Genomic DNA, 14413 nt, shown 5'->3' with positions numbered 1-14413 from the left:
TAATTATTCTTTGCGTTTTATTTCTCTAATTTTACCGAAAAGGCTAATTCGATTAATTTCAGGTAAAAATTGCGTTTCGTTTATAAAAAATAATTCGTGAATTCGTAGCTATTTCTTAGCCCAATAAATGTCTTTTTTTTCGTCACGAATTCACGGATTTTCCCTAATTATTCTTTGCGTTTTATTTCTCTAATTTTACCGAAAAGGCTAATTCGATTAATTTCAGGTAAAAATTGCGTTTCGTTTATAAAAAATAATTCGTGAATTCGTGGCTACAAATCTATTTTTTTACCTCGTGAACCTTCAGATTTTTTTCTGCGAACATTTCATATAATTTGTTGATGTCTTTCAAAGCATTTTTTGGAAGTTTTTCTCCTTTATCTCCAAAAACAAGCAATTTTTCTTTTGGTTCGATTACACAAGTCGATTCGTCGATTTCGCCTTTATCGTTCTTCACTTTATTTAAATCTAAATTTAAATATTTCGCCATAAAAGGATACAAAGCCATACGTTTCGAGATTCCGAAATCATGACCTTCTTTTGCAAAATGGGCATTTTCTACTAAATCTTTCTTTCCGTACAATTCATATGTTCTTTGGATAAAAGGAAATTCCAACTCAGGAACCGCCAATGTCCAGTCTTTTCCATCCGAAACTATTAATTGCGGTTTTGGCGCCATCATAGCTGAGATTTCAGCGTTGTTAGTTCCGTTTCCGCATAAGTGGATTCCGCGTCCGCTCTCACATGGACAACCACCTGAAAAATGTGACGAAACCATCACAACCGGAGCTGAAACTTTCACACGATCATCAATCGCCGATAAAAACATCGTGTGTGATCCTCCGCCAGAACCTCCTGTTACGCCAACTCTTGACATGTCGGCATTTTTTACGGTTGACAAATAATCTAATAAACGAATTCCTGTCAACAATTGTACAGTCGATGCAATGCTATTTCTGTGCGTTTCTTCTGGAAACTGCAATAACGATTCGCCCCACGCAAATAAATCGTAACCGACTACAATTGCGCCCATTTTCGCCATCATGGCACAACGGTATTGCTCGTCTTTTCTGTATCTTCCGTCTCCGAAATGCCCGTCAGGCGTAATAATTACAGCCGACTTTTTATTGAACGGATACGGTTTGTAAATCGATCCTGTGGCATAAACTCCCGGAAGAATTTCCAAAGCGATATTTTCTACACTGTAGTCTTTGTAAATTCTTTTTGGAGTTAAAAGTGGTTTAGACTTGGGCATTGGGGGTGCCTTTTCTAATCCAAATGATGCAATCATACAAGCTTTTAACTCCGTTTTGCGTTTCTCCCATTCTTCTTTGGTCGAATAAAGGCTTTCTAAGTAAAACAAGCGTTCTTTTCCTTTATCTATGGAAACTTTATGGTTTTCATACTTGCGTATGATGTAGGTTCCATCGGGTTGTTTAAAATACATCAATTCAAACGGCGCTAAAATGTTAGTCAGTGAAAGTGGCAGATTTCCAGGTTCAATTCTCCAGTCGGCATAGTCCAGTTCTTTTCCTTTCAGTAATCCTCTGTCGTCGTTGATGGTTACATTAAAAGTAGTCTCGATTTTTTTAAGCGTTTCTGATACTGGTTTTCTAAAATTCGTATCAGAAGTGCTTTGCGCATTGGCAAATGTCAAAGCAAAAATGGAGACTAAGAAGATGTATTTTATTTTTTTCATTTTGATATAATTCAACGCATTTTTTGATTTGCCTCCTGCTTTAGCTGGAGGAAATAAATTGATTTTTTTTAATTGGCTTTAGCCTAACTTATTCATTTGACTAAAGCCTTTGACTTTTCTTATTTTGAACCTCCAGCTAAAGCTGGAGGCAATTGATTTTTCTGTTCTTTTCGAGCTTAATTACTATTCATAACTCATAACTACAATTGACATTCTATTGTATAAATTCCCGATCCTAATTCTAAAACAGGCTTTTGTGCTTTTTCATCAAAACCTGCCTTAAATCTTTTACCATCCATTTTTATTTCTGAATTTTTAGCAACCGGCAATTTTATTGTCGCTGTTGTATTCACCGGAATCTGAACGGTCAAAATAAATTTACCTTCTTTCTTTTCCCAAGAAGAAGCTATTTTTCCGTAAACCGATTGATAATCCGCTTTCGCGAAAGTCATATCGCCGACCACTTCTGGCTGAATAAAGAAATGTTTGAAACCCGGTTTTTCAGGATCCGATTTGATTCCGGCTAAACTTTGGTAAAACCATTCTTCGATCTGACCTAACATAAAGTGATTCCACGAATTTCCTTTTCTTGGATCCCATTGTTCGGTTAAAGTGGTCAAGCCAAATTTAATCTGAAAACCATAACCCGGCGCATCATAATGATTGTGCATTCTGAACATGGTTTCGTTCTCGCCGTTTCTTGCCAAAGTTTGGAATAAATAACGATTTCCAACATCTCCCGTTGTCAAACGATCTCCTTTTTCTTTGATATCGGCTAAAAGATTTTGCATTACTGCCTCTTTATACTGCGGTTCTACGATATCCATGAAAATCGGAACGGCATTGCTAAACTGACTATTGGTTCCGTATTGTTTGGTTTCTTTGTTGAAAAACTCCTTGTTAAAAGAGGTTTTAATCTCCAAAGCTAATGTGTTGTACTTTTCAAAATCTTCAGTTTTCCCTAATAGTTTCCCTGCTTTAGCAGTCAAATACGCTCCATAATAATAATGCGAAGTGGCAGAAAGCGCAATCGGACTATTTTTAGAATATCCCGCAGGATGTGTTCCATAATCGTACCAATCGCCCAATCCGTGAGAAACGATATTGTTTGTTGCTTTGGTTCCTAAATAATCGACGTACTTTTTCATTATCGGATAATATTTCTCTAATAGTGAAGCATCTCCATAATATTCATAATACATCCAAGGCAGAATTACGCCTGTTACGCCCCATTCTGGAGAATCGGTAAAATCGCCTCCAAAAATGACATATTCTGGAACAATTGTCGGAATTAAACCGTTATCACGTTGTGAATCAGAAATGTTCTGCATCGTTGCAGGAAGGAAAGTCTGAAGATTATAATTGAACATTAAACCTGGACCATTCAACTGAATTTCTTCCAACCAGCCCAACTTTTCACGTTGCGGACAATCGGTAAAAACGCTTTGGAAATTACTTTTTATCGAGTTGTTAATCAATTCGTGAGTTTTGTTGAAAATCTCATTTGAACAAGCAAAATTTCCTGCTTCTCCAGCCGAATTGTAGATAAAATTCGATTTTAAATCAACTAAAGTTGGAAGCTCTTTGTTTTTATCTTCTTTATAATTAATATTTTCAATTTGAACATACTGATAACCGTAGAAACTGAATTTTGGCGTCCATTCTTCAACTCCATCGCCTTTTAAAGTGTAATCATAATAATACGGTTTTCCAGATCTTCCCTGTGCAATTGTTCCCTCTTCATTTAAACCTTCAGCAACCCAAACGCGAATCGTTTGCCCTCTTTTTCCTTTTACTTTGATGGTTGGAAATCCAGAAAGATTTTGTCCCATATCAAAAACATAGAAATTGGGTTTCAGTTCTTTTACGGTTTTCACTTCGTATTGTTTCTGAATCATAACCGGTGGTGCTGTCTGCGGTCTTAAAACTCCTTTTGGCGTTTCCTGAATGACTACTTTTTTCCAATCTCTATCTTTGAATCCTTTACGATTCCAGTCTTTTTGCTCTAAATTGGCATTGTAATCTTCTCCTCCAAAAATACTGTTATATGTAATCGGACTTTTACTGTATTTCCAGCTTCCATCAGACTTTATAATTTCTTCTGAACCGTCATTATACTTAATTTTCATTTTAAAGAATAAAGTCGGCGGACCAAAACTCACAAAGAATTTGGTATATCTTTCGGCAAGCGTATTGTACATTCCGTTTCCTAAAAGAACGCCAATTACGTTATCGCCTTTTTGAAATTCTTTTGAGCTTAATTCGTAAACATTGTAATTAACCGTTTTGTCGTAATCTGTCCACAAAGGCGCAAATTGGCTGTTACCCACTTTTTTCCCATTAATAGTCAATTCATAATGTCCTAAACCTGAAATATAAACAACGGCTTCTTTGACTGCTTTTTCTACTTCGAAAGGCTTACGAAGCATGATACTTCTGCGTGCCAAAGAATCAGAAGCATTGATAAAGGACATCTTTTTTTCTCTATTGAAAGTGGCTGTGTGGTAGTTTCTTCCTTCCGGCAAATGACTGTCGGCTTTAGTAATCGCACCAATCCAAGTTGCGTTTAAATCTGATTCTATTGGCGCCGTTCTGAACGAAGCGATTCTACTCCATTTTGAAACTTTTCCTGATTGATTCCAAACTTTAACTTTCCAGAAATACTTGGTTTCGCTTTTTAATGGTTTTCCGCTATAAAGAATATGCAGGTTTTTATCTGAATTTACTCTTCCTGAATTCCAAACATCTCCATCGTCATTATTTAGTTTTTCTTCTGATGAAGCTACTAAAATTAGAAATGCAACCTGAGAAGCATCAGATTCTTTTGAAACCAATTGCCAACCTAATCTCGGCTGATTCTCAACCACTGCTAATGGATTTTCTGCCATTTCTGTTGTTAAACGTACAGGCAAAATTTGTCCTTTAGAAACTATAGTTACTAGAAGACAAATGACTAATAATATGCTTTTAAAAAACTTCACTTTGTATATTTTTTTTCGCCACGAATTCACGAATTAACTCATTTTTTTTCTTTGCGTTTAATTTCTCTAATTTTTTCTGCCACAGATTAAAGGATTAATTGGATTATAATCTGTGTTAATCATTTTAATCTGTGGCAAATAACTACGCACTGTTTATAAAATAATTCGTGAATTCGTGGCTATTTAAACTTTTACAACTTTTTAGTAATCAACGATTCGATATTGAATACTGCTTCTGGGATTAATTTTCCGGTTTGAGGCAGGTCGTCGTAATCGTCTGTGTCTGGCGCTGTGTCCGGATCTGGCGAATGTCTCTGCTCTCCTGTGCGGAACATGATTCGCTCAAAACCATCTGTTGGCGCATAAAATATCTTCGTTGACTCTTTACCATCGTTTACTTTTATAGTGTACTGACGGTTTTTAGCATCTAATTTAACTGCGATTGTATAGGCTTTGTTTGCTTCGTATTTTGCAACCGAACTCAAACGCGCACCATTTTTCACCTTTAATTCTCCATCCGAATCAAAAATCAATCTTACAGAAGGCAGACCTTGCTTGTTTTGAAACTCAATCTGCAATAAACCATAATTATTTTGTTCTGGTTTTACGGTGAAAACGGCTTCCATTTTTGAGGCGAAAGGAATCACTCTTTCGGCACGGGAATAATCAAAATAATCCTGATCTCTTAACGTCAGCCATTTTTTACCATCGGCTTTCTTTTCTATTTTGGTTGATGCCCATGACAAATCGTACGTATTCCATAATTTCAATTCTTGTCCGTCTGGAAGATTATTGAAAACGTCATTTACATTTTCTGTTACTACCGAAGTTACAGGAACAGGAATCGAAGCCACCCAAATATCTTCTTTGTTCATACTGTAGCCTACCCAGATTTTTCCGTCAGGCGGAGTTCCGTTCTTTTCTGTGATTCCGCGAACGTATTGAGGGCCTGCAGATTTGTAGTTTCCACCGTAACGCATCGGGCTTACTTCGCCATGAACCAATAATAAATCTTTATAATTCAGTCCGTCATCGCTTGTTGAAATCGCCAAAGGCCAACGATATTCTGATGGATTATAAAGCGTCGCATAACGATTGTCTGATGTTTTTTGTCCCCAGATTTTAGCATTACTGTTTATAAATCCTGGCGCACGCAACGGCATATAATCCCAAGATTTTCCTCCGTCTCTGCTGATGGATGTTAACGCATGTTTCCATAAACCAACAACATTTCCGTTTGGTAGATGGTAATAACTAAATGCTTTGTATGGTTTCTGTAACGGAATTAATTCATCGTCACGATCGGCTTCTTCTACCCATTGCTGTAAAACCAGCGGTTCAGATAAAATCTCTACGCAGGCTTTTTTTAAACCTTTGTCTTTTGATGCAGTATAAAATGGGAATTTCGATTTCGATTTATCCCATGTTTTATTGTATCTGATGAAATAGATTTCGCCAAAACTTCCGTCTTTCTTGATTTCACGAATGACACGTCCAATTCCTTTTCCGTCGTTTGGATCATCTTTTTCATCCATTGCAATTCCGTAATACGCTAAAGCAAAAAGTCGGTTGTCTCTTGAGGTATAAAAGCCCATTCTCTGGTGCATAATCGCATCGAGATTTTTAGCAACTCCTTCAACTCCTTCTTTTTTCCACCCATCAGGAATGCGGTAAATTGGGAAAATTACTTCTGGTTTTGTCCATATTGCTCCATCTTTGGAAGTCATTAATAAGGTCTGGCTTGGCGGAATATGTTCTCCCGAAGGATCGCTTAAATAATGTAAATAAAACGTGTTATTCCAATACGCCATCATCGGTTGGTGATTGTATGTCCATCCAAAACCATCTGCTTTTTCGGGATGTTCACGGCTCGCACGCATGATTTGTGTCGCGTGAACTCCAACCGCAGGACTTAATTGTCCGTGATGGTAATCGATGTTTGAAAGTGTTTTACCAACATAACGCGCCGTGTCATTTTGTGCATTTATAGCGTTGCAAGCCAAAAGGATTGTGACTGTGATGATGTTGTTTTTTATGTTTTGGAAAGCAATCATTTTATTTACTTTTTTGCCACAGATTACACGGATTAAAAAGATTTTTTTTTAATTCTAATCTGTGAGAATCTGCGAAATCTGTGGCATTATCTTTTATTTTTTATCAATTAATCCTTTTAAAACGTCTGCAGAGATTGTTGTAATCGTTCCGTGTTTGTGCCCTCCAGGAAGGCTTATTTTGGAGGATACATCTTCAAAATGAACAAAATCTGTTGTGCTTAACGCTTTATAATTTTTTGAACCGTAATTGTCATAATACAACAGCCAGTTTTTATCGACTTTCACCACTGTTGGGCCTTCTGACAAATACTCTGTCAAAGGCGCTGAACTTTTTTCAAACGGCCCTAAAGGCGATTTTCCGAAAGCTATTTTTATGTTTCGCATCGGTCTTGTATTGTCTTTCAAAACCAAAACATAATCTTTTTTTCCTTTTTTGACAATAACACAATCAATTACGCTGAAACCTGGATCGTAATATAATTTAGTGTCCGAAAACGTTTTGAAATCTTTTGTCGTTACATAATACATTCTGTGGTTGTTTTTCTCTTCTTCCACTCCTTTTGGAAATCGGAACGGGATTGTCGATGCCCAAATGATTATATATTCTTTTTTCACATCATCATAAAAAATCTCAGGCGCCCAAACGTTTACCACTTCTGGTTCATTTTTCATTACGGGAATGTATTGCTGTTCTGACCAATGAATCAAATCTTTTGAACTTGCATAGCCAAAACCGTTTCCGCCTTTCCAATCGGTTGTCCAAACCATGTGATAGGTTCCGTCTGCTCCTTTTGTTATTGACGGATCGCGCATGATTTTACTGGCTCCGATTTCTGGTTTTAAAAATGATCCTTCTAATCCTTTCCAGTTGTAACCGTCTTCGCTATATGCCAAATATAAACCTTCTGTAGCGGGTTCTCTAAATGAAGTAAAAAGATATAAATCTTTCTTTTTCTGCGAATAACTCACAGCAAAAAGTGAAAGGGTTATTATGATGAATATTTTTTTCATGATCTAAAATTGAACACTAATTTCACAAATTAGCACGAATTAAATTGGTGTGAATTCGTGAAATTGGTGTTATTATAATCTATTCAGTAATTGCTTTTTTATCTAAATCTTTTCCTTTTTTAATGGCTGTTGTTACGTTGTTGAACACATTGTTTTTCAGGAAAATATTTTTAGTGTCTTTTCCATTCGCCTCGATAAAAATATCGGTTGGATTGAATGGAAAATTATTGTTGATTAATACATTTGAAACGTTATCTAATTTGATAACCGGAACCCCTTTTATCGCTGTTGAAGATCCAACATTATCCAAAATCACATTTTTTGAATCTGAGATTTTGAACGACGAACCTACAGTTGCGTTTACTTTTACATCATGAAATTCCACATCTGTTGCTGTACTTACCGTAAAACCTTCTTTTCCGTCCATATTGATGTTCGAGAAAGTGATGTTTTGAATTGGCATTTCGGAAATTCCCAGAATTTGTCCCGCTTTGTTTACGTTTGAAGCCGTGATGTTGCTCATATGAATGTTTCTGAAAATTGGCGTTTTCTCTGTAACAGGTTCAACTGTAGTTCCTTTATCGTAGAAAAGACTTAATACGATGGCTTCTTCTTTGATGTTTTTCATAACTATGTTGTCGACACGAATATCTTCTACAACGCCACCTCTTCCACGAGCCGATTTGATTCGGATTCCGCGATCTGTTCCGTCGAAAACACAGTTTGAAATTGTGATTTTTTTGATTCCGCCTGACATTTCGCTTCCGATAACCACTCCGCCGTGACCGCTTAACATTGTACAATTTGTAATGGTTACATTTTCTGTTGCTTTTCCGTATTTACGTCCGTCGCCATCTCTTCCCGATTTGATTGTGATGCAATCGTCTCCAACGCTGATATGGCAGTTTGAAATATGAACATTGGTACAAGAAGAAGGATTAATCCCGTCTGTATTTGGCGAATGCGGATTGAAAATTGAGATTCCGGTCACAGTTACATTATCACAAAATTCTGGATTGATGGTCCAGAAAGGCGAATTTTTGAACGTAACGCCTTCAATTAAAATGTTTTTACAGTTATAAGCCTGAAAGAAAGATGGTCTAAAGAATTTCTTATCAACTGTTCTTTTATAATATGGTTCTGTGTAAAGTCCTTTGTTTTGTTCTTCCCACATGGTTTGGTATTTGGTTGGAGGAAGCGGTTCTTTTGCCGTTTCGATTCGGTACACTTCATTCCACCACGCTTTTCCTTGTCCATCGATTATACCTCTTCCTGTTATAGTGATATTTTCTACGTCTTTGGCATAAAATAAAGGTTGGAAACTTTTCATTACAATTCCCTCATAACGCATTTCTACATAAGGCAGAAAATCATCAAAATTCTCTGAAAATTTTAAAAGTGCTCCAGAATCTAAGTGAATCGTAATGTTGCTTTTTAATGTTAAGGCTCCTGTTAAGTATTCTCCAGCAGGGAAAAAGATGGTTCCTCCACCGTTTTTAGATGCTTTCTCAATAGCATTTTGAATGGCTTGTGTGCATTTTACTCCTTTGTTGTTTCCGCCTTCTTTTAGAATGTTTATCCAGCCGTCGTTTGCGAAAGTGGTATTTAGTCCGGTTATGAAGCAGAGTATTATTAGTATATTTTTCATAGTTGTGTGTGTTTTGTTCTCTCGCAGATTTAGCAGATTATGCAGATTTTTTTTTCTGCCACAGATTTCACAGATTAAATGGATTTTTTATCTGCTTTATCTGCAAAATCTGCGAGAGCTTTGTATTCTCTTTTTATGAATCAAAGCATTTCACTAATTACTTTTTACTTTTCACTAATCACTTAAATAGATCTCAAAATCAAAACCCAGTCATTACCATCTTCTTTTTTACCAGCGGGCTGAAAATTCTGTGTTCCTTTGTTATCAAATGTTCCGATTTTAGTTTTCTTTCCATTTCTCGGATTATACCAAGTTGCTTCGAATTTATCGCCAGCAATTTTTCCAAGTTTTACTTCTATTATTCTTCCGTTGTAAGTATACAGTAGAGCGTATTTTTCTCCTCTTATGGCTGGAATATAGTCGTATTTCTCGCCTTGATTTACCACTAAAGAAACATCTGGAACTCCTTCTAAAAATGGCACTTCTTCCATTAATTTCTTAATGTAAACCATTTGTTTTGCTCCAGGAGCATTGATAGCCGATGTCCATAATTCTTTGTTTCCGTATGCTGGTTTATCGCCTTTTCTGAACATTTGCATTACAGCGTTATGTCCGTATGTATAACCTGCACCGCCTGATAAAACCGACCAATATCCGTAACGGCGAACGTCGCTTGCTGTCCATTTTGGCTGTAAAGTATCGTGCAAACCGTGTGGAATTCCTTCGTAAGATGGCTCTCCGTCAAGTGTAGGTTTTGTTGGTTTTAATTCAAAATCTCTTAGAACAAATTTGTAATTGTCTTCTTTGAAATTCGTTTTTGAAGAATCCTGATCATATCTTCTGTGTCCCGATTGGAACATGTTAAAATCCAACCATTTTTCGTTGTGAAAATTCTCTGAAGAATCGGTTCTTCCAAACGGGTGGAAAGTTACTAATTGCTTTGGATTGTTGCTTTTTAAAGTATTTCCGATGGCATTCCAGATGTCCTGAAATTCGTTTCCATGAGTGTCTCCACCATTTAACCAAATTACGTTGGTTCTGTTTTTATAACGGTCAGCTAAGAACTTTGCGTAAACGGTTGCCTGTTCTTTGCTTACTTTATTTCCTTTTGAAACGTTGGTTCCCCAAACTGGAACCATGGCTACGTAAATTCCATTTTTCTGAGCTACATCTAAAGTGTAATCGACGTGGTCCCAATAATCGTATTGTTTTGCATCTTTAAAATCATTTCCTGCCGTAATCAATGGTTTTGAAACGTCTTCGTTTATCAAAGCCGGATCACCATAAACGTTAACGGCATTGATGTTATGCAAAACCATAACCTGAACTACATTAAATCCTTTGTCTTTTCTGTCTTTGAAATATTTCTCAATACCTGCTCTGTCCAGTTTTCCGAATGCAAGCCAGCCTGTGTCGCCTAGCCAGAAAAATGGTTTTTCATTTTCGGTAACAAAATAATGCTGATTTTTAGATACTTTGATTTCAGGCAGAGATGCTTTTGTTTTGGCAGATTGCGAAAATCCGCTTTGTGCTGTCAACATAAAGCTTATACTAAGAGCGTATAAAGATTTAATTTTCAGATTCATTTTGGGTTGTTTTTGAATTTATGTTTTTTGGGTTGGTTGCCACGAATTACACGAATTTTCACTAATTTTTTTCTCTGCTTTCTCTTAATTATCTCACGCAGATTTTTCAGATTAAGCAGATTTAATTAAAAATTAAATTCGTGCAAATTCGTGTAATTCGTGGTAAACCCTTCTTTTACTTTCTTACTACAAAAAGCACTTTTTCTTTTATTTCGGCTTGTGGAATGGTTACTTGTTTTCCTCCGCTGATATTTGCTTTTTTGGTTATATTTCCTGTTGAAGCATTGATTGCAAATACTTCAAATGTTCCTTTTTCGCTTGCTAGATCGATTGTAATGTCTTGATCGTTTTTCAAATAAAAAAGATAGCTTTTTCCTTTGTTTTCTAATTTCCAAAGATTGTCTGAAAACGTATTTCCAGCAACTAATTTCATTTCGCTTAAAGCGGAATAAAACTGAGGCAATTCGATTTTCGGAATGTTTGGCAATGAAGCACCTGCCATTAAAGCTGGCCATCCAAATCTTGACGAACCGTCTGTTGAATATAAAATGACTTTTTCCGGATATTTTTCTCGGTATTCACGAACGGCACGATACACCTGATTGTCGGTTTCTTTTCCGGTTTTTAGTTTTCTGGCGTGCTGTCTTGGTGCTAAATTTACACCTCCTTGCGGTGCGTAAGCTGAGCCGTCTTCTTTGTAATACCAATAACGAATGTCTATTACATCAACGGTCTTGTTTCTTTTGGCATCATTTAAAATCGCATCCTGAACGTCTTTAGTAGCACTTAAACCAATTAAACCTTTTTTACCTGTTTCATCTTTCCATTTTTGTGCCTGATCAATCCAGAATTCCATAAAATGTAATGGCCCTGTATATTCAGCACTTGTTAACTGAATTACGTTGCTGTTTTCCTGAAAGTTTTCAAATGATTTTCTGATGAAACCTTCGTGCAGTTTTCTTCTTTGAGCATTCGTAATATCATAAAACTGCTCTGCCATGAAAATGCGTTTGTCTCCTGCATAAGGTGGCGGTTCTGGAAATCCTGTGCTGTTAATGTTGTTTGCAGAACGCCAAGGCGAACTTGCCCAGTGTGCTCCAGCTTCTAAAATATTATGCTGAAAATATTGCTGATTGATTAACAGTTGTCCGTTTGGTTCTGCCAATGTTGCAAACTGCGCTAAACGGCTCCAATACCAATCATTGAATTTTGTTAAATCGTACTTGCTTAAATGATCCCAAGCAAAATCTTGTCCGCTTCTTGCGAAAGGCTGTTCATAAAACGGTGGCCAAACATCGTCATCAATTCGGCGAACACGTTCGTGATCGTCCATTCTTCTGTCGTACCATAAACCGTAATTATGTTCTAAGGCAACAATATTATTTTTAGTTAGATAATCTACCGTTTCTTGCACTTTATCAGTCAATCCGTTTCCTGTTCTTCCTGGAACAAAACGAGTAATATGCGGTGTTGATTTATTAACGAAATCATCACTTAAATCACCTCTCCACCATGCTACGTTGGTTTGTTTTCCTGCAATTACTTTTCCTTCAAAAGTTAACCAGCCGTTTTCCGTTGTTACTTTTGAAGTTGATTTTTCTGTTTTATTTAAAGCAACTTTTAAATCGTTTGCATTTTTTAAACCTTTACTGTAAGTGTCAATCGGATTTGCTTTTGAAGCTTCTGCAATCAATTCTTGTAAACTTTTTGCGGTTGTTGCTGAATTTTTAGTTAATTCTGCAGCTACTTCTACACTCGGACTTGAAGAGGCTTCTGAACCTAAATCGTAAATAAATGGCTGAACTGGAAGTTTTCCTAATCTCGCTTCTAGTTGTGCGTAGAATAAACTTCTTGGACTGATATGTTCGTTTACGTTTTTCCAATGTCCGTTTCCTCCAAATTGTCCCCAAACTCCAAAAGCCCAGTTTTGTGCTGTTGGCGGACTATAACATTCTAATTTTGATGCTGAAGATTCCCAGATTACAGAATTGGCTGCTGTCCATCCTGCACCTCTTCCGCCTTGTTCTCTGTTGTTGTAACTTAAAGATTTTCCATCAATATTGGCAATATCAAATAAAACTCCGGTTGCCCAGCTTCCGATTGCTCCACTGTTTTCGAATGGTAAATGTGATTCGCATTGTACGAAAGCATTTGGACCTGTTGTTCCAAATCCGCCTACAGCGAAATCATGATATCCAAATTCTGAATAACAGCGTTGGAATAAAGTCTGCTGACCTTCTGTATAAAAAGTATGTCTTCTAAATGAAGCGATTTCAGAAATTGGTTCTGTTGCAATACAATCTTCAACCGTTACTTGCTGACTTGTTTTTAAAACCGTAACGGCTCCGCCTGCAAAGTGTTTGAAATTTACTTGTTTTACCCAAGCATTTCTGGTGTTTTCAATGCTAATTGCTTGCCAACGATGTTCTTCGTCTTTTAAATTTGAAGGATTGTAAGTTGATTTTATTAAAATATTTTCAATTCCGATATGTTCGATTCTTCCTGCCCACGAATAAACGGTTACTTTTGAAGTTCCGAAAACATCATCTAATGACATCGTAATTGGTGCACTTACAGTTACTTCGTTTCCGTCTATTTTGGTTACAACTCTATTCCAAGTTGTCGTCCAATTGCCTTTTTTCCATCCAATCCAAGAAGTTTCTCCCCCGAAATCCTGCATGTTTACTTCTTTAATGAAATTATCTGTTAAAGGTTTGCTGATTTCTATCTCGTCTCCAACTTTTAATTTTGAAGTATTTTTTAACTGGATTTTCTGTGTTCCAAGTGGTGTGTAAGCATTGGCAAATTCAAATGAATCTTTATACTCTTTATCGTTTACACCCAAAATTCTAATTAAAGCTTCTCTTTCTAATCCGGTTCCTAAAAGTACAGTTCCGTTTTCTGTATTGCCGCTTCCTCTTAAAACAACTCCTGATTTTCTAATGTATAATGTTCCGCTGATTTTGAAAATTCCTTTATCCAACAAAACAGCTCCACGAAAACCTGATTTGTCTGGTTTTAATGAACTTACATAATCAATGGCGTTTTGGATTTTCTGCGTTGCATCTTCTTCTTGTTTGGAAACAAAAATCTTATTTTCAAGATTTGGAATTGAAACTTCAGAATTTCTGTATCCTGCAAAAGAAAAGTCAGGGATTTGATTTCCTTGACTGTCAGTTGTCAAAGAAAGTTTTCCTTCTTTGGTTTTTATGATATCTGGGAAATTGCTTTGGGCTGTGATGTTTAGACTTAAAAGTAACATCAAACCAGACAAAATTATTTTATCTTTTGGAAGGTTGATTGTATTTTTAAACTGGATAAAATTCACCTTAATATTTTTTTAGACTTTAAAATTAAACCATATAAGTAATATAAGCTCATATAATTTTTAGGTTTGTCTTTTTCCACAATCTTGTCATTTCGACGAAGGAGAA

At 36.4% G+C, this 14413-nt stretch carries 7 protein-coding genes; all 7 read right to left on the bottom strand.

The features are described 5' to 3' along the window. Positions 1–280: 280 nt before the first annotated feature. The gene (locus DMB71_RS14685; protein ID WP_111367305.1) at positions 281–1699 is read right to left on the bottom strand and encodes an acetylxylan esterase; all 1419 of its coding nucleotides are present in this window, start codon (positions 1697–1699) and stop codon (positions 281–283) included. Positions 1700–1899: 200 nt separating this feature from the next. Continuing rightward, positions 1900–4680 (bottom strand): glycoside hydrolase family 78 protein, encoded by a 2781-nt coding sequence (locus DMB71_RS14680; RefSeq protein WP_111367303.1) that lies wholly within the window; start codon positions 4678–4680, stop codon positions 1900–1902. Positions 4681–4871: 191 nt separating this feature from the next. Continuing rightward, the gene (locus tag DMB71_RS14675) at positions 4872–6734 is read right to left on the bottom strand and encodes a sialidase/neuraminidase family protein (protein ID WP_111367302.1); all 1863 of its coding nucleotides are present in this window, start codon (positions 6732–6734) and stop codon (positions 4872–4874) included. Positions 6735–6827: 93 nt separating this feature from the next. Then, positions 6828–7745, bottom strand: coding sequence for a glycoside hydrolase family 43 protein (locus DMB71_RS14670; protein ID WP_111367300.1), 918 nt, complete (start codon positions 7743–7745; stop codon positions 6828–6830). 79 nt (positions 7746–7824) lie between these two features. Further along, positions 7825–9393 carry a glycoside hydrolase family 28 protein gene (locus tag DMB71_RS14665; protein ID WP_111367299.1) on the bottom strand — a complete coding sequence of 523 codons (1569 nt, stop codon included), beginning with the start codon at positions 9391–9393 and terminating at the stop codon, positions 7825–7827. Positions 9394–9575: 182 nt separating this feature from the next. After that, entirely contained in the window at positions 9576–10979 is a 1404-nt protein-coding gene (locus DMB71_RS14660; RefSeq protein WP_111367297.1) for a glycoside hydrolase family 140 protein, read from the bottom strand. A 175-nt stretch (positions 10980–11154) separates the two neighbouring features. Next, positions 11155–14307, bottom strand: coding sequence for a DUF6298 domain-containing protein (locus tag DMB71_RS14655; protein WP_239452982.1), 3153 nt, complete (start codon positions 14305–14307; stop codon positions 11155–11157). Positions 14308–14413: the final 106 nt, after the last annotated feature.

This window comes from Flavobacterium tistrianum, assembly GCF_003254545.1.
In the GTDB taxonomy this organism is placed as follows: domain Bacteria; phylum Bacteroidota; class Bacteroidia; order Flavobacteriales; family Flavobacteriaceae; genus Flavobacterium; species Flavobacterium tistrianum.
Note: the sequence above shows the minus strand (reverse complement) of the source record. Positions and strands in the feature narration are given on the sequence as shown.